At 31.6% G+C, this 17,735-nt stretch carries 14 protein-coding genes and 2 tRNA genes; 9 read left to right on the top strand and 7 right to left on the bottom strand.

All coding sequences use genetic code 11. The features are described 5' to 3' along the window. Positions 1-133 precede the first annotated feature (133 nt). The 4 genes from C0J27_RS05355 to C0J27_RS05340 all read left to right on the top strand — a co-directional run bounded on the left by C0J27_RS05355 (position 134) and on the right by C0J27_RS05340 (position 3,027). Positions 134-209: transfer RNA gene (locus tag C0J27_RS05355), tRNA-His, on the top strand. Positions 210-303: 94 nt separating this feature from the next. Next, positions 304-379 (top strand) — tRNA-Pro (locus C0J27_RS05350). A 210-nt stretch (positions 380-589) separates the two neighbouring features. Next, positions 590-1,477: a hypothetical protein gene (locus C0J27_RS05345; protein WP_115586143.1), complete on the top strand. Its 888-nt coding sequence runs from the start codon at positions 590-592 to the stop codon at positions 1,475-1,477. Positions 1,478-2,256: 779 nt separating this feature from the next. Continuing rightward, positions 2,257-3,027, top strand: a complete 771-nt coding sequence (locus C0J27_RS05340; RefSeq protein WP_115586142.1) for an ankyrin repeat domain-containing protein — start codon at positions 2,257-2,259, stop codon at positions 3,025-3,027. A gap of 106 nt (positions 3,028-3,133) precedes the next feature. On the opposite strand, the gene C0J27_RS05335 is transcribed toward C0J27_RS05340, so the two are convergent. The 3 genes from C0J27_RS05335 to C0J27_RS05325 all read right to left on the bottom strand — a co-directional run bounded on the left by C0J27_RS05335 (position 3,134) and on the right by C0J27_RS05325 (position 6,434). Further along, a complete protein-coding gene (locus tag C0J27_RS05335) occupies positions 3,134-4,546 on the bottom strand; it encodes an ankyrin repeat domain-containing protein (RefSeq protein ID WP_162801831.1) in 1,413 nt (470 codons plus the stop codon). Between the two features lie 369 nt (positions 4,547-4,915). Then, positions 4,916-5,605: an ankyrin repeat domain-containing protein gene (locus C0J27_RS05330; RefSeq protein WP_115586140.1), complete on the bottom strand. Its 690-nt coding sequence runs from the start codon at positions 5,603-5,605 to the stop codon at positions 4,916-4,918. 352 nt (positions 5,606-5,957) lie between these two features. Beyond that, entirely contained in the window at positions 5,958-6,434 is a 477-nt protein-coding gene (locus C0J27_RS05325) for a TspO/MBR family protein (RefSeq protein ID WP_115586139.1), read from the bottom strand. Positions 6,435-6,832: 398 nt separating this feature from the next. Between C0J27_RS05325 and C0J27_RS05320 the strand changes: the two genes are divergently transcribed. The 4 genes from C0J27_RS05320 to C0J27_RS05300 all read left to right on the top strand — a co-directional run bounded on the left by C0J27_RS05320 (position 6,833) and on the right by C0J27_RS05300 (position 10,945). After that, on the top strand, positions 6,833-7,237 hold the full coding sequence (locus tag C0J27_RS05320; RefSeq protein ID WP_115586138.1) for a hypothetical protein: 405 nt from the start codon (positions 6,833-6,835) through the stop codon (positions 7,235-7,237). A gap of 234 nt (positions 7,238-7,471) precedes the next feature. Next, positions 7,472-8,143 (top strand): hypothetical protein, encoded by a 672-nt coding sequence (locus C0J27_RS05315; RefSeq protein ID WP_115586137.1) that lies wholly within the window; start codon positions 7,472-7,474, stop codon positions 8,141-8,143. A 264-nt stretch (positions 8,144-8,407) separates the two neighbouring features. Next, entirely contained in the window at positions 8,408-9,103 is a 696-nt protein-coding gene (locus C0J27_RS05305) for a hypothetical protein (protein WP_115586135.1), read from the top strand. Positions 9,104-9,355: 252 nt separating this feature from the next. After that, positions 9,356-10,945, top strand: coding sequence for an ankyrin repeat domain-containing protein (locus C0J27_RS05300; RefSeq protein ID WP_115586134.1), 1,590 nt, complete (start codon positions 9,356-9,358; stop codon positions 10,943-10,945). A 264-nt stretch (positions 10,946-11,209) separates the two neighbouring features. Here C0J27_RS05300 and C0J27_RS05295 read toward each other — a convergent pair whose 3' ends face one another. After that, positions 11,210-11,632 (bottom strand): hypothetical protein, encoded by a 423-nt coding sequence (locus C0J27_RS05295; RefSeq protein WP_162801830.1) that lies wholly within the window; start codon positions 11,630-11,632, stop codon positions 11,210-11,212. Positions 11,633-11,886: 254 nt separating this feature from the next. Here C0J27_RS05295 and C0J27_RS05290 point away from each other — a divergent pair, with 254 nt between their 5' ends. Beyond that, on the top strand, positions 11,887-12,981 hold the full coding sequence (locus C0J27_RS05290) for a Fic family protein (RefSeq protein ID WP_115586132.1): 1,095 nt from the start codon (positions 11,887-11,889) through the stop codon (positions 12,979-12,981). Positions 12,982-13,026: 45 nt separating this feature from the next. Here the strand turns inward: C0J27_RS05290 and C0J27_RS05285 are convergent, their stop codons facing one another. The 3 genes from C0J27_RS05285 to C0J27_RS05275 all read right to left on the bottom strand — a co-directional run bounded on the left by C0J27_RS05285 (position 13,027) and on the right by C0J27_RS05275 (position 17,666). Further along, positions 13,027-14,793, bottom strand: a complete 1,767-nt coding sequence (locus C0J27_RS05285) for a MutS-related protein (protein WP_162801829.1) — start codon at positions 14,791-14,793, stop codon at positions 13,027-13,029. Positions 14,794-15,302: 509 nt separating this feature from the next. Next, positions 15,303-16,520: an ankyrin repeat domain-containing protein gene (locus C0J27_RS05280; protein WP_115586130.1), complete on the bottom strand. Its 1,218-nt coding sequence runs from the start codon at positions 16,518-16,520 to the stop codon at positions 15,303-15,305. Positions 16,521-16,535: 15 nt separating this feature from the next. Continuing rightward, positions 16,536-17,666, bottom strand: coding sequence for an ankyrin repeat domain-containing protein (locus tag C0J27_RS05275; protein WP_115586129.1), 1,131 nt, complete (start codon positions 17,664-17,666; stop codon positions 16,536-16,538). Positions 17,667-17,735 lie beyond the last annotated feature (69 nt).

Raw genomic sequence — 17,735 nt, 5'->3', positions numbered from 1 at the left:
AGTAAAATAAAGGCTCTTTTTTATTACAAAAATTTAAAAACTTCAGATACATTACGTTATAATTACAAATTTATTAATTTTTTTTGCTTTTTTTATCAATACCGCTTATAATTAATCATATTTCAAATATATGGTGGAATTAGCTCAGCTGGTAGAGCATCAGATTGTGGTTCTGAGGGTCGTGGGTTCGAGCCCCACATTCCACCCCATTTTATTGTTACTTGATAACTCTTTATGGCGCTAAAAAATCTAAAATTTTTAGTTGATATTTGTGATTAATTCTTTATAATTATAGCATTGAGTCGGGGCGTGGCGCAATTGGTAGCGTACTCGCTTTGGGAGCGAGGGGTTGTGAGTTCGAGTCTCGCCGCCCCGACCATTAAAAAATTTTAAGAGCATTCTTGAAAAAGAATGCTCTTTTTTACTTAAGACGATTTATTTTTTCGCGGCTAACTTGAAAATAAATCGTCTTAGTTTAAAAATCAAAGTGATCCTTCAAGATCACTTTTTTTATGCCTATCTCTAAATCATATTTTTACTCTAGAAATATATAATTATTCAAATTATTTTGACATTGAAAGATTTAATCATGAAATTTAAAAAATCAATATTCTTAATGCTTCTTTTATTGAACATAAATTACACAATAACGCATACATCATTTGAAATAAATTTTGATCAAAACTATAATAATCAATTCGAAAAATATGTATCTTTTGAACAAAGCAACCAATTACAATCAATTCAATTATTGTCCGCAATCATAATTTCAATAAGTGCAATGTATTATATAGACGATGCATATTCAACTAAAAAAAATAGATTAGTTACTGCAATATACCCATACGCTCAAGCATGGTATGATGAAATGAGTATAAAATATCCTGAAGCTCATTTTGATCAAAAAAAATTCTTACCTGCTGACTATGCACAATCGCCTTCATTTTATAATATCTACTTTTCAGATAGCTCTTTAATAAACATAAACAATCTTTATAAAAAGAAATTAGAAAATCAGAATTTAACTGATAATGAACAATTGTTTATGGTACAAAATGAATTTTTACTCTTGTACCAAGCTGGATATATTGAGCAAAATTGCGCTTTTAACTATAGAATAGCGGCTCTTACTTTTTTTATAGCCACATCAAGTTTAATGATTCCTTTCCTTAGATGTTTTCATCCTCAATCTGACATTGATAATATTCATAAACATAAATCTTTAAATTTCATTGAACTTCAAAACGAAATTCTTCAATTTCAATCCAATTATTATATTTTATGTTTAGCTCAGCTTATTTTTACATTTCCGGCATATCAGTGCATTATCAAACATTATGTTAACATAGCCTACAATTTTGCATGCACTCATTGCGATAAAGATTGCTTAGATGCTGCAATTCTATTGTTTGAAAATAATAAAATCAATCCGCAGGCTATTAAAGATGAAATTGCACGTCGCAAACAAAATCAATGAATAACTGGTGAAAATTCTTCTAATTAAGGGCACTCTTTTATTAAAGTGCCCTTTTAAATTCAATAGTTTTTATATTTTCGGTTATTGATTTTGCGCTTCAAATAAATTTTATTTCATATTACAAATCACAATCAAAAATAACGCTATTGACCATCCAAATAAATTCATCCACTCTCGCCATTGTAAATTATACAACAAACTGGTTTCTACAATAATCCAGTCATGTTCAAATTGCTTAAAAATAAGATGATAAGAAAAATAACTTTTACTTCTAAACTGTCTTCTTATATATTTCATGGAAATTTTTAACGTATCATCTTGCAAAATATATATATATTTATTAAAGTCCGAAATGAATATTTACGTAAAAATTTAGATCGTTCTACCGCTTGTCTCACATCTTCTTTTAAACCTTCATCAAAGAGTAATGCCGGCTCCTCAATTTTTTCTACATCTCTATTTTTAACTATCTCGTTAAAGATATCAACTTTCTTTATAATTTGCCGTATATCGATTTCCGGATATATTTTTAAAAAATTTCTATACGTTCTTCTTCATCAATTCCACATAATAATTTTTCTAACAAATCCCACCACATAATATAAGCCCTTTCAACTTACATCTATAGTAACATTTTAAAAAAATAAATAATCTGAACTTTAAAAATGAAAGTGACCCTTTATCGTCACTTTTTTTATTGTCTAAATTTCGATGTAACTATTTTTGATAGATTGATATAATCTGCTTATAGAATAATAATAAGCTCATAGGATTTAATCATGAATATCAAATATATTTTATTTCAATATTTGCTTATATCAGCAACTCTTTGCAATGCAAATCAATTGTACGATGCCCTTGCAGATGAAGATATACTAAAATTTCAAAAAATTCTTACATCTAAAACAGTCAATATTAATGAACAGGATGATCAAGGTTATACAATATTGCATTTTCTTATCGGTCTTACTGAGGAAAATGATTATACGATTACTAAAATGCTTATAGATGCAGGTGCTAATCCCAACATTCAAGATCATTGGGGAAATACACCCTTGCATGAACTTATTTTTTTTGAAGATTTATTTATAGATGAAGATGAACCTGAACTAGAAAATATATATAAAAACCTTGTAAATCTTTATATTCAATCTATGAAAGATCTTAACATCATTAACAAAGCTGAAGAAACACCACTACTTAGAGCATTAATTCATCAATCTTATATAGCAGCAAAACTATTACTGACATCTTCTGCAAATATTGATGTCAATGCACAAGATGATGGAATGGTAACAGCGTTAGATGTTGCAGCAATGGATAATGCAGTCGAAATCGCTAAGCTTTTAATAGATCGTGGTGCTCATATAAATAATTGCGATAACCATGATCATGCGACTGCATTGCACTACGCAATTTTAAGCGATGCTTTTGAAGTGGCTCAATTACTTATTACATCTGGTGCAAATGTCACTATTCGTGATAAATTTGGATTTCAACCATATAGCTACTGCAAAACAAAAAAAATGCGTGATTTATTTATAAAATAACTAACTTTGGCGTTTTTAACTCATACATGCAAAGTAGTTTTATAAAAAAATTAAGGGAGCATTCTGAATTCAAAATGCTCCCTTTTAAAATCAATAGTCTTTATATCTATTCTTGCTTATTTTGGTGCTCTAGCAAAATCATCTTAATTTTTTCTAATTGAGTAATTTCGTCTCTTAATTCATCACTACTCAATACCTCACTCTCTTTTTCATCTATCATCTTCTCTACTGCATCTAAAGGTGTTTCACCTTCAAAATTTATCATAGTATGATCTGCACCTGCAGCTAAAAGTGCTTGAAATATTACCACATCACAAATATTTTCAACTGCGTAATGCAATGCAGTATCTCCATATGCATCTTGATAATTAAGATCACAACCTGCTTGAACCAATATCAAGACTACCTCAGGATCATAACTGAATATAGCACATTGCAATAAAGATTCTTCCCAAGGCAATATACCATGCACATTTGCACCGGCATCTATAAGCGCTTTGACAACCTCTCGATCTTCAATATCACTGATTGCTATATACAGTAGAGATTCATCATCTAAATCTTCTAGAGTTGCATCTGCACCAGCTTCAAGTAACAATAAAATTATATCCTTATCACCTTCTTTCATTGCAAACATTAACGGTGTGCGACCACAAGAGAGTTCATTAGGATCACAACCTGCTTGAATTAACAATGACACCATCTCAATATTATGTTGTTTCAATGCTTCTATTAACGGCGTGCTACTATCAAAAATCCCAATAGTAGTTGATCCGGCATTAATAAAGACTTCAGCGAGTTCACAACTATTATTTTCAATCGCAAAACACAACGGTAATTGAAGATCTTCAACAAGTACTAAACCGTGATCTGGGATATATTTAAACATAAAAAGATGATTAACGTTTATACCTTGAGCTATACCATTTTTTACTGTTTCAATATCTAGATCTGTACAAGCTTGGACAAAATCCATTTCTAAATTGGAATAATCTATACATTGCAATCGATCAAAAAAACTCTCATCAAGAGGTGGTAGTCCTAACAAATAACAAACAGTACATTTTTCATCAAATGCACGACAAATAGACACATTTATCAATGGACAAAACATACAAATGCCACCACCTGTTAATTCATTCATCTGATTGAATAGAGATTTTATCATGAATGATCCATAACCTTTATCTTGATGCAATTCATCAACAACTAAAAAATTAATTTCCCACCACACAGACAAATTATTGTAATCTAATACATAAAAGATCGCTCCAATTGTACAATTGTTTTCTTGCATCACTTTAATTGCACACTCAACTCCGTATTTATCATACACCTTACCATTATTGTCAAGCTGCAACCCTTGCTGAGTAAATGCATCAAAATCTTCTTTGATCATCGATAAAACTGCAACTTCATCCCTGGATGCAACATAATCAAAGAGTCCCTTATCGTCATCTGCGCACAAGCTTTGTATGCAACCTATAAAGATCAAAAGCACAATTAGATATTTTTTCATAACATACTCCTCATTGTTAAAATTTTTTTGATAGAATAGCATCTTACATAACTTTTATAAGAAAATAATTTATTATAAGAGATATGCTACATGTTTAAAAAATAATAAAATCTTATCTATGTAAGACACACAAGAGAAATCGAATAAAAAAATATATAGCCGCAGCAGTCATAGAAATAAATAGTAACTATGTAATTGTTCAAGGCCAAAAATAGTCGTAAAAAAATTGTATAAAAAATCTTTACATTGATAATACATGGTTTGCAGTATGCACATAAAAAAGCAGGCAACTAAGAATTAAATCTTAATTACCTGCTTTTTTTATATCAGATGAAAGCTATTTCAACCAACTTTTATTAATTTTATATTTTAAAAAATTTGCACCATAACACCTGGGGTAACTTCAACCTCTACAGTATAGGTATATTTATTTTCAGATCTTGCTTCCAGCAAAACTTCTTTTTGTAAAATTGCATACAAAAAATTTTTTGGAGTTAGTTTATCACTTCTCAAAACTTCATTATTTAATGTTGGAAATGTCATCTGTAGACACTTAGGAAGTATATCATTTTTAATATCGTAATAAGGTGCAAAAGCAATACTTAATGGAGTCTGTACAATATAAAAATCAAAATTCAAATTGAATGGCCAACTTGCCTCTTCACCATCCCATATAGATTGTGCGTTCACATCAGCACCACAATCAAGTAAATACAAGATATACTCAGGACTTAAATCTTTATTAATTGCTTCTTGCAAAGGAGTCCATCCAGTAACAGTATATAAAGATTTGCATCCAGATGCATCATATACATTATATGTACATGAACAGTTTACATCCGCAGTATTCTCAATTAAACATTGCGCAGCTTCTTTAGTCTTACATCTAAAAAGCGGTGTAAAACCATGAGCATCAAGACTATGAACGCTTACACCTTCTTTAATCAATTTTTTTATTTTTACAATATCATTAGCTGCCACTGCGTCATGTAATTCATTTGCTTGTACGGTAAAACCAACACTCATTGCTAATAAAAATAATAATTTTAGATTCTTCATAAGAAATTCCTTAAATTTCAAACTTAATATAATGACTATCTGTAATAAATACTACCAGGCATGCAATAATTCACAAATGGGTCAAACCTATTTTAAAATATCATAAAACAGCCTGTATCAATTTTACATGATAAATATTTGCCTTATATTTTTACAAAACACGATTAACAAATGTGATTCAGAATTTTTCGAAATAAGAAACCATAGAAAATTTGCATCATATTTCTAAAAATACAAGAGCTCATATTGGTTACTGACAAAATAATTTCATAAAAAATAAGGACATTCTTTATGAAGAATGTCCTTGAATATGTAAGAATCTTGCATACTCTTTTTACAAGCTACCACTCTATCAGTTCATTATAAACATGCTCAAATTAAGTATGAATGCAAAAGTAACCCATACAAGATACGGAACAAATAGCATAAAAACTGCTTGTTGTTTTCGTGCACGTATCATAAATATTATGATGGTAAGCCACAACGCCAAAAGATCTAATAAAGCAATATCAATACGGTGCGCATAAAAAAATAGTGGAGACCATGCAAAGTTATACAAAAACTGTAAATAAAAAAGAGAGATAAGATTTTTATTTTTACGCTTGTCTCTCCATAAAATTCCAAGCGCAACACCCATCATGCAATATAAAATTGTCCAAACAGGTGCAAAAATCCATGATGGTGGATTAAAAAATGGCTTATCAAGCTGTTGATACCATACAGAATCAGATGCATGGGAAATAAATCCAGAGAACATTCCTAGCGACAAGCAGATCAAGCTTCCTGCAATTTCAGGATAAAATTTTTTATAGTGTGATACTATTTTCATATATACCTTCGTATTTAAAAAATTTGTTTACATTATCAAGATCAAAAAAAATGTTTATGGAAAGTTACCTCTTCTTAAACAATTTGATAGAACAATCGTTACGTAGAAAATATCATGATATAGACACAATCTATAATGCAAGAGATTGCAAACATCATAAAAAAGAGATCTGTATAGTATTAAATTATTCAAAAATAATTGTCATTAACAAGAGCAAAAGAATATTTTTTGCTTGCAATAGAACTAATTCACAATATTTATGCAGATGGCAAATAGATATATTTAAAACATTTGCCTATACTTACTTCAAAAAATCAAAACAAAGCCACGCTGTTGAGTAATTTCAAATAGATATTATTATTATGTATAATGTATTAAATTTAACCAGGAATTATTATATGAAAAATCTACGTTTTTTACTCATCGCAACATTCATTTTTACAACAGCCCCATCAGTAAATCTTCTTGCTATTACCGTTGATGACGTACGTGAACAAAAAAAAGATGATCTGATTAACTGTTACCAAGAAATGTTTGCCTGCTTAAAGCTGATTGAGGAAGAAAATCAACGAGCTGATAATCGTCCATTCTTACAAAGATTTAAAGAATCTGCTGAATATACTATGCTATATAACACAGGCAATATGAAAGAAGATATAAAATCAGGTATATTGTATAAAAGCTCTGTTACATTACGAAAACTAAAAGATTCATACGTAATAAAAAATGCAAAATGTAATTATATAGCACGCGAAATTCCAAAAAAATTAGAACCACAAGATTCTGAATCCATTTCTGAGTAAATAATTAATTATATAACTCAAGATACAAAAGAGCATTTTTATAAAAGTGCTCTTTTCTTTTTTAAAAAATCAAAACAAAGCCACCCTTTTGACAACTCTCACCTCATACATAAAACTAACAGTGATACTACATATTTTCTAACATGCTTATGTAACAATACTTTAAGCATTAATTATTTCAAAAAAAATTAAGATCTTACCATACAAAGCTATTAAAAAATCGAAAGATCTTATATGACTTTAAAAATATCAAATGTTTTCATACTAAGTTTTATGACAGTCATGAGTTACAACTTGCAAGCTCGATATAAAGAAATACCATTACAACATTTGCAATTGCAAACGGATCATGCAACACAAAAAGATTTTACATGGGACTATAAAGTTTTTAACAAAAAAGATTGTAAAAAATATTTAAAATCAGGAAGTATTTTACGCAAAGGGTATCAACCGATACAAATTACCGTAAAAAATAGTACATCTCATGATATTATTATTTCGCCTCAAGATTTTGCTACAATGTATGTCCCAGCATTGCACGTTGCAGAAAAATTGCATAGAAATAATCTTACTCGAGGGCTTGGTTTTGCTTCACCAGCAATTGCTATTGGCTTACCAATGGGAGCTCTTTTTGTATATGCAATAGCAATGACAAAAGTAAGCTCATATGCCGCTGGAAATATTTTCACTACTCTCTTTATTCCAGCTCTTATAATTATGTCCCCATTTATTATTACTGCAATAGTTCAAGGCGTTGGAGCGCAAGATTTTAATGATACTATTGATGAAATACTTTGCAATAAAGAGCTACGAAAACAAACTGTTGCGCCTGGGCAAACAATTTCTGGCGTTATATTTATCCCCAAAAAAGATGTTCAAAAATCAATGTTTGCTAAGGCTGCGTGAACCAAATTTACATATGAATAAAAACCTACTATATCGCTGTGCTCATCTTTGCAAATATTGGTGGTGCGACCACTTTACGCTTTTTTTGTGTAAAGAAATAGTGCATCAGGCCCACTGGCCTACAAATTCCCGGAGTTTTCATAGAAAACGTAGGGCAAAACTCTCTCATAATAAATTGGTTCACAGAACCTAGATATTTTTCAACATGCTTATGTAAGAGTGCGTTAAGCATGAATTATTTTAATAAAAATCGAAAGATCTCATATGAATTTAAAAATATCAACAACGTTTATGCTGAGTTTTATGACAGTCATGAGTTACAACTTGCAAGCTCGATATAAAGAAATCCCTTTACAACATTTGCAATTACAAGCGGATCATGCAACACAAAAAGATTTTACATGGGACTATAAAGTTTTTAACAAAAAATATTGTAAAAAATATTTAAAATCAGGAAGTATTTTACGCAAAGGGTATCAACCGATACAAATTACTGTAAAAAATAGTACATCTCATGATATTATTATTTCGCCTCAAGATTTTACTCCAATACATGTCCCAGCATTACAAGTTGCAGAAAAACTGCATAGAAATAATCTTGCTCGAGGACTTGGTTTTACTGCACCAGCAGTTGTTGTTGGCGCACCAGTTGCCGCGGCTTGTGTCTATGGTGGTGCTATGGCAGCAGCAAGCTCAGCTGCTCCTGGAGCTGTTTTATTCGGGTTATGCCTTCCAGCTCTTGTAGTTATGTCTCCATTTATTATTACAGCAATAGTGCAAGGCGTTGGAGCGCAAGATTTTAATGATACCATTGATGACATACTGAGTAATAAAGAATTACGCAAACAAACTCTTGCTCCTGGACAAACAGCTTCTGGGATTATATGTATCCCAAAGAAAGATTTTCAAAAATCAATGTTTGCTCAAGCAAATCAAAATAACTTAAGAGCTCATGCATAGCAGTACGTAGATATAGTTAACAAACATCATGGTTATTAAAAAAGAGCAACTTTGAATAGTTGCTCTTTTTTCCATTTATCTTACAAAAATTAAAACTTCAACAAATTTCTCAATTTCATATCAAGATATATGCATCACAGATCAAAAACAGACAGATAGAAAACATACACACAAATAGATTGATTCAATATAGATCATCCTGGTATAATATTTTTACAAATATAATCAATTATTGTAAAAAAAGTTTTTATTATGAATATAAAGTATTTACTCATCATATCTTTACTGAGCACGTATCAATGTACTACCTGCTCTGGTCAAGAATTAACAAGTCAACCAGAAGAACTCGTACGTCAAAATGAAGAATTTATTACCTGGTCAATTTCTGCTCAAAAACCTCTTGTTGAATTTTATAATTCGTTACATCAAGATGATCCAAAGATCCCTTATTTACAAGATATTGTAAAATCTAATCTTGAATACCACGGAGAATACGATATTGTATGGCCAAAATTGTTTGATCATGCAACATATATTGCTCTCCATAAAGATGCATACGATCTACATAATCATGATCTTTACATTTATGACCATCCAAACTTCAAACCTGTAGTACAAGAATATGAAGTTGTCATTAATCCAGAAGAAAATTACGAGGAAGTACATGATATCAATTTTACTGAAGATCAACTTCAAACATATAACTACATTATAGAAAACTACAAATACCTGATAACAGGATTTCAATTAGTTAGTAACTACAGACCCAATACTCAAAATTCTTTCGAATTTTTTTTAAAAAAAGCTGTTGTACAAGAAGATTTTGATCCCGCAATAACAATTCATACAGCCCAACAATATATTGCTGAAAGAATGAAACAACAATTTTTAACAGTTTTAGAACATGCAATCGAAAACAATATTCCATTATCTGCTATTAATGATTCAATATTTTTATATGTTGTCTCATATCAACATGATTTTATGAAATTTTTTATTTGTACATGGATAGAAGATACGTATCATTTGAGTCAAGGCTTTAATCTTGTTTATAAATCTGAATACGATCTAACATTTAAAAATTTTCAAGATCTTTTATCTGATTCACGATTTAATATTATTACTGGAACTCAAAAAGCTCAGCAATATATTGCTGAGAAAATGGAAAGAAATTTCTTAGCTGTTGCACAACGTATGATACATAACAAATTTTTTATAAATAATGATCAAAGTGAACCAATAAAAAAAGACCCTGTATTTTCATATATCATGGCTGACAAAAATAATTTTATGAAAAAATTTATTGATAGTTGGATTGATAAAATACCTGCTATTAAAAAATACGTAACCCTTCATTCCTATCATACAATAATCAGGGCAAATGATTCAGACGCATTCTTACTTTTACTGTATCTACAAGATAATTACGCAGATGATGCTGATCAAGAAAAATTAAAAATTTCAAATTATTTAATAACAGCCTCACAAAACGGTTCTCTTGATATCGTTGTTCTCTTATTAAGGCAACAAAACATTGCTATTAATGAACAAAATAGTAATGGCATAACTCCTTTAATAGCTGCAATACAGTCAGGAAATTTAGAAATTGTTTCTTTACTCTTGAGTGTACCTGGTATAGATACAGAAATAGCTAATCGTAACAAATGGACTCCCTTGTATATAGCAATATTCAAAAATAATCCTGCAATGGTTAAGCTCTTACTTGACGCAGGTGCTCATCATCATATAACAATTCATAATGAGACATTGCTTGATATAGCAACACGAAAAGGCTATACGCAAATAGTTGAGTTTTTAACACAAGCTCAAAATAATGCATAATCAAAATATTTAGAAACTAGGCTCTTTCAACCAAATTTAAATTCTAAAAATTTACCCTACGTTTTCTACGAAACCTCTGGGAACTTGCTGGCCGGTGGGCCTGATGCACTATTTTTCAAACTAAAAAAGCGTAAAGTGGCCGCCGCCACCCATATTTCCGGAGATGAGCGTAGCGATATCGTAGGTTCACATACTTATTTTAAATTTCGTTCACATAGCCTGGACTAAAAAAAGAGGATCTGTATTAGATCCTCTTTTTTATATTTATAATTTAAAAGTGCGACTTTGCGCCAGTTGAGAACATTCCATATAACGATCCACAAATTTTTCTATCTCAGCCTGCTGAGTCACTTCATCTTGCCGACGAGTTTTATTGTAGAACTGAGCTATTTCAACAGCACAAGCTTTATGACGTTTTAATTCACTTGGTGTTATTTTTTCATGTGATGTTTTGATTATTGTTTCAATCGCAACTGGCATAAGACATCGAGCTACTGCATACATAACTTCCTGCCCAACTGATAATTTTTTCGCATGATCTTTAACGCCTTCTCGTAATTCCTCAAGGCATGCTTGCTTGTATAAAAATTCATGTTGTTTTGTTACAGAACCAAAGTTTTGCGATGCACTTACTGTATGAGTTCCAAAAAAATTGAAAAGTACACATACCATTATTTTTTTATACATAGGACACCTGCTTTCTTACATATTCAATTATATAGTTACAAGATCATCTACACATTGAACATACCAATAATTTTACTTTTGAGCAAAGGCCACCCTTATGTAGGTCATGTGAACAATTGAGCTGCATACCTTAATAAAAAACCATTTCAAAAGAATTATTGATTATTTTAAAGTTTATCAGCATCTTATATGTATCGAAATTTATAACTGATGCAGATAAAGGGCCGATAAAGGGCCGATAAAGGGCCGATAAAGTGCTGATAAAATTTGAACCAAACTATACTATCACCGTAAAAACAGCTCAAAACTTACTCAAGATTGAAACGGTCAAACAATCGATTCAACACCTCCCTTTAACTCCTCATATATTACGCTCTTTGCGAGAGACAGCTCGTTTATACACAACACATTACTCTACTATGATAGAAGGCAACAAACTTGATCCATTGCAAATTGAAGCGGTCATTAAAGAAAATAGCCATTTTCCAGGCCGAGAACGTGATGAACATGAAGTGAAAAGTTACTATACGGCGTTAGAACAAGTTGAACTATGGGCTCATAATGCAACAAAAATAACGGAGGAAATGGTTCAAACATTACATGCATTGGTAATGGGCAACGGCTCTACAAAAGTTACTCCGACAAAATATCGCGATGGCCAAAATGTTATTCGTGACGGTATAACAAAATCAATTATTTATATGCCGCCCGAAGCAAAAGATGTTGCTAATTTATGCCAATCAATGGTGCAATGGCTCAATGAACAAACTGAAACCCCATATCCAATTGTTGCTGCGATTATTCATTATCAATTTGCAACAATTCATCCTTATTATGATGGCAACGGCAGAACAGCACGATTACTAACAACACTCATCCTTCATCGGCATGGATATGATTTAAAAGGCTTGTACTCTCTAGAAGAATATTACGCACAAAATCTTGGTGGCTATTATGATGCTATTACCATTGGTTCGTCTCATAATTACTACATGGGAAGAGCTGAGGCTGACATCACAAAATGGATCGATTATTTTATCCAAGGTATGACACAATCCTTTGAAAATGTTTATAAAAGAATGCAACAAGAACAACCAATGTCTGATCAAAGTGAGTTGCTTCGAACATTAGACCCTCGGCAACGCAAAACAGTAGAATTATTTATAGACTCTACGATGATAACAACAAGTCAAATTGCAAAATTATTTGGATTTGCTCCAAGAACAGCTGCTAAGCTATCTGCTCAATGGGTTAAAATTGGATTTTTAAAAATAGCTAATCCTTCTAACAAAGCTCGAAAATATAAATTAGCAGATATGTATGAAAAAATAATTAATTCAAAAAATTAAAAGAAAAAACCCCTGAAATTATTTCAGGGGTTTTTTCTTTATAAACTAATCAAACAAACCTGCTTGTTCTGCCATATCGACAGCAATACAAATATCATTATGCCCTGCACTTACTGTGTATGGGTATACAAATTTATTCTTTTCGTTTTTAACTGGTGCATTAACTTTATAATTCATCAATGACGAATGAGCTGCGCCAAGATCTTTTAATGCATCAAAATGAGTTGCATAGATAGAAAGCACTCTATCAAAACTTGCAACTTTATCGATGAATTTATACGCAGTTCTTTCACCCCCTTGTGAAGCCGTACCAGTAAATAATTCATCAAGTGCAAAGAATAATTTTTGATGAGGCTGCAATGCTTTTATGGTTTGTAACAGCTCTTGAGCTCGATTGATCTCTGATTGAAATAATGATTGTCCATGTATCAAATCATCAGAAATCGTAAGATACGAAAGAATAACATCAAACTGCGTGAATTCAAATTTTTCAGCTGCTGCGACACCATAGGTCTGAGCTAACACAATATTTTGCAAAATAGCTTTAATCAGACTTGTTTTACCGCCGGCATTTGGCCCGGTTAATATAATGTTACGATACTGTAACAAGGTATTAGGAACTGCATGAGGAATTAAAACATTCCAAAATCCAGTTGAAGACACTAAGGGCTTTTCTGATTCTATACACTCTGCAAAACAAAATCTATTGCGACTGTCTTGGCTTGCAAGCATCTTGGTTGCGATTGCATGATAAGCATCCATTTCTGCAATAGAAGCAAACATCTGTGCTAAGTGTTTATCATTTTTATACACTTTATAGAGCAATGTATGCACTGCAGGTGTACTAAAACAGTAATTTTTCTTTTGAGTATAACGACAATGTTTCAACTCTTTGACTAACCGAGCACCCTGTGCATCTTGAATTAAACTCATTTTAAACTGATTATCTATCTGGTACGTATCACACAACCGCTCAATTTGTTCTGCAACATGAATTAACTGATTTAACGCATGTATTTTAGAACGTTTTTCACCTGCTTTGGTAAAATCGTCATAAATAATGTAGCCATACAAACCTGTTAAAATACCAAAATATCCTGAAAGACATGCTAATTGGCCGTACTCAGCACCCATATGAGCAGCATTTGCTGCAGTAATTCCAAAACCAATGGTCCCTGCAGTGCAACCAAACAATGATAACATTTGCAAAACTGTTTTTGCTGTTTGCATAGACTTATTCGTTGTACAGAACTCCGCAAACGGGTATACATACGGATTTTGATTTTTTAACAATGCAAGATTTTGTAACTCAGGACACGTTTTTCCAATAAAAAAATCTGACATTAATTGAATAATCAACTGCTCTTGCTGCGCTGCAAGCTGTAAAATTTCATCAACTTGCTTTTTCAGTTCAGGATTATTGACTAACTGCTCAATAGCTTTTTTGCGATGTGCCACAATACCACTTTCATCAACAGCACAAACTGGATGATTTAATGTTTGAGTTAAAAAAGATTTACCCATCACGGTTTTGCAATCAAAATATGCAGCTATATTTTCTAGAGAAAGATCTTGTTGTATATTTTGCACATGAGCATACTGAACTGGTTGACTCTGTGCAGGAACAACGTTATGTTCAATCGTCGTTATAATTTCTAAAACTCGGTCCTTACCTGATGTATCAGTAATTTTTTCTTGCGTTGATTTTATTTGCTCTAAAGAACTAATTTTTATATTTTTTTTTGCGCAACCCGTCATGCACAGTACAAATAACGGAAGAATGAACCACGATGATCGAAAAGAATGTATCATGAAAACTTTCATAAAAAAGAGAAATAAGATAAAAAATATAAAACTTAATATATAGATGTTTTATACATAAGATTACTACCAGTATAGCCTCACCTTGCAAATCTTCAATCTATGGATATTTTTTGATATCTAAAAATAATCTAGGTTCTGTGAACCAAATTTTTACTATAGAGTTTTGCCCTTCGTTTTCTATGAAAACTTCGGGGGTCGGGAGGCCGGTGGGCCTGATGCACTCTTTTTAAATCTTAGCCAGGTTTAATTTCTCAAAGTTTGCTTCGTTTTTTGCATAGATTGACGTAGTTTTTCATTAAAGAAGCGTAACGTGGCCGCCGCCACCACTGCTTCCGGAGATGAGCGAAGCGATATCGTAGGTTTTTGTACACATGTAAATTTGGTTTACACAGCCTAAGCCTAAAAAAAAAATGGCCTTGTATGTTGTACAAGACCATTTTATTTATCGTATTTTTTTAATTCTTCATAAGCTCTATGATGCAATTTTCTGTAATATTTTAGAATATCCTCCAAGAATTATCTGTATGGGTAAGAGCTGCTGGAGGTTGTAATAAATCTCGTGTATGCTGCAACTTTAAAGGATCTTTATTTTTTTCTGCCGCGACATCCCATGCTATTTTTCCATCTTTATTTTGTGCATAAAGATTTGCACCGGCAGCAATAAGCACAGGAATGAGAGTATTATATTGATTTCTTGCTGCGCAATGCAAAGGTGTTTCCCCCTTTTGATTGACTGCATTCACATCTACGCCTGCATCAATTAAGGCTTGCATCATGACAGAATTATTTAATTCTACAAAATTCCATAACTTTTCCTGAACTAGATCATGTTCTTGAGCAACAGCTAATATTGGAATAATTTTGTGAGCAGAGCTTTTTATAGCAAATTCAAATGGTGTAAAAACAGTTGATTGAGTCCATCCACGTGGATGAAATTTAGTTTTTTTAATATCAATCACTTTATCAATCAAAAATTGCATAATCTGAGAATTATTTTTAATAATAGTTTTTTCTAACAATCCTCTATTATTTTTATCTTTATAGGTACGTACATAGTGAGTTATAACTGGATTCATAAAAGAAACTTGTATGCAATATTGAAAAAATGGATCTGTGGCATGATGAGAAAACTTTTCAAAAACACACAAATAACGAATATTACGAACACAAGGAGTGAGTACACAATAAAAATCGCAACATTCAACAATTGCATCATCAGAATAATTGTCAGATAGATGCAACTTCTTACAAGCAAAAAAACCTGGATTAGAGTTTAGATCAAGATCATTTTCAAGAATTTCATCTAAAATTGTACAAAATTTTTGCAAGCAAGCTGTATCTTTTGACAATATTGAAACGATTAAATCTTGTGCCGGAATTATAGCATGCGCTAAGGTATCAAAGGCATATTCCCCCGCATCATTTCCTTCATCATGGCTAACGTTGTTAGCCATAAATTCTTCTACTTTTTGATCCAAAAACTGTTGTAAATTATAACGACCACACAGCTCAAACCCTTCTTGAAGAACAGGGAAATCAGTGGCCTTCATGATAACAACTCGTGGATTATCTCCTAATTCAGTGGCCTTCATGACAACAGCTCGTGGATTATCTCCTAATAAAGGAACTGTTTCTGAGTCAGTGTCAGCAGAACTATATAAACATGGGCTTATGATGAAAGTGCAAAACAAGACGGTTTTTTTAAATATATTCATGAAGGGAAAATAACCTTATTTTTTATGGATAAGAGCTGCTACGGGTTTTAATAAATCTCGCGTATGCTGCAAATTTAAAGGATCTTTATTTTTTTCTGCCGCGACATCCCATGCTATTTTTCCATCTTTATTTTTTGCATGCAAGTCTGCACCGGCCGCAATAAGTAGAGGAATGAGAGTATTATATTGATTTTTTGCTGCATAATGCAAAGGTGTTTCCCCCTTTTGATTGACTGCATTCACATCTGCGCCTGCATCAATTAAGGTTTGCATCATGACAGAATTATTTAATTCTACAAAATTCCATAACGTTCCCTGAACTTGATCATGTTCTTGAGCTGCAGCTAATATTGGAATAATTTTATCAGCAGAGCATTCCATGGCAAATGCAAATGGTGTAAAAACAGTTGATTGAGTCCATCCATGTGGATGAAATTTAGTATTTTCAACATCAACCCCTTTATCAATCAAAAATTGCATAATCTGAGAATTATTTTTCATAATAGTTTTTTCTAAAAATCCTCTATTATTTTTATCTTTATAGGTACGTACATAGTGAGTTACAACAGGATTCATAAAAGAAGCTTGTATACAATATTGAAAAAATTGATCAGTCGCATGATTAGAAAATTTTTCAAATCTCGTATAGTGATATAAATAACTAAACCTACTACTCAATGTACGATATTGATAAAGCTTTCCCATAAATCTAACGCTATCATAATCAACTATATCTGAATCATATGAAACTTTTTTACACGCAAAAAAACCTGGATTAGAATTAAGATCAAGATCATTTTCAAGAATTTCATCTAAAATTGTACAAAATTTTTGCAAACAAGCAGCATCCTTTGACAATATTGAAACGATTAAATCTTGCGCAGAAATAATCGTATCAAAAACATACGTATCTTCTTCATCTTCATCATGACTAACGTTATTAGCAATAAATTCTTCTACTTTTTGATCCAAAAACTCTTGTAGATTATAACGGCCACACAGCTCAAACCCTTCTTGAATAATAGGGAAATCAGCAGCCTTCATAGATATTCGATTTTCTTTTTGTAATAAAGGTAACTGTACCTCACTTGCAAATATAGTTGATATATTTACGACAAGAGCATACAACAAAAAATATTTTGTCATGAATGAAAGCACTTTTTTTATAAAATTTTGAAATATAAGTTTTACACGCTTCAAGTGTAATATAAAAAA

This window comes from Candidatus Chromulinivorax destructor, assembly GCF_003366055.1.
In the GTDB taxonomy this organism is placed as follows: Bacteria; Babelota; Babeliae; order Babelales; family Chromulinivoraceae; genus Chromulinivorax; species Chromulinivorax destructor.
This window is presented reverse-complemented; position numbering and strand designations above follow the sequence as displayed.

What these genes read in the sequence shown, in the direction of transcription:
- C0J27_RS05345 (WP_115586143.1), top strand. Translation starts at nt 590, where the DNA reads ATGAAATTTAAAAAATCAATATTCTTAATGCTTCTTTTATTGAACATA.
- C0J27_RS05340 (WP_115586142.1), top strand. Translation starts at nt 2,257, where the DNA reads ATGAATATCAAATATATTTTATTTCAATATTTGCTTATATCAGCAACT.
- C0J27_RS05335 (WP_162801831.1), bottom strand. Translation starts at nt 4,546, where the DNA reads ATGAAAAAATATCTAATTGTGCTTTTGATCTTTATAGGTTGCATACAA.
- C0J27_RS05330 (WP_115586140.1), bottom strand. Translation starts at nt 5,605, where the DNA reads ATGAAGAATCTAAAATTATTATTTTTATTAGCAATGAGTGTTGGTTTT.
- C0J27_RS05325 (WP_115586139.1), bottom strand. Translation starts at nt 6,434, where the DNA reads ATGAAAATAGTATCACACTATAAAAAATTTTATCCTGAAATTGCAGGA.
- C0J27_RS05320 (WP_115586138.1), top strand. Translation starts at nt 6,833, where the DNA reads ATGAAAAATCTACGTTTTTTACTCATCGCAACATTCATTTTTACAACA.
- C0J27_RS05315 (WP_115586137.1), top strand. Translation starts at nt 7,472, where the DNA reads ATGACTTTAAAAATATCAAATGTTTTCATACTAAGTTTTATGACAGTC.
- C0J27_RS05305 (WP_115586135.1), top strand. Translation starts at nt 8,408, where the DNA reads ATGAATTTAAAAATATCAACAACGTTTATGCTGAGTTTTATGACAGTC.
- C0J27_RS05300 (WP_115586134.1), top strand. Translation starts at nt 9,356, where the DNA reads ATGAATATAAAGTATTTACTCATCATATCTTTACTGAGCACGTATCAA.
- C0J27_RS05295 (WP_162801830.1), bottom strand. Translation starts at nt 11,632, where the DNA reads ATGTATAAAAAAATAATGGTATGTGTACTTTTCAATTTTTTTGGAACT.
- C0J27_RS05285 (WP_162801829.1), bottom strand. Translation starts at nt 14,793, where the DNA reads ATGATACATTCTTTTCGATCATCGTGGTTCATTCTTCCGTTATTTGTA.
- C0J27_RS05280 (WP_115586130.1), bottom strand. Translation starts at nt 16,520, where the DNA reads ATGAATATATTTAAAAAAACCGTCTTGTTTTGCACTTTCATCATAAGC.
- C0J27_RS05275 (WP_115586129.1), bottom strand. Translation starts at nt 17,666, where the DNA reads ATGACAAAATATTTTTTGTTGTATGCTCTTGTCGTAAATATATCAACT.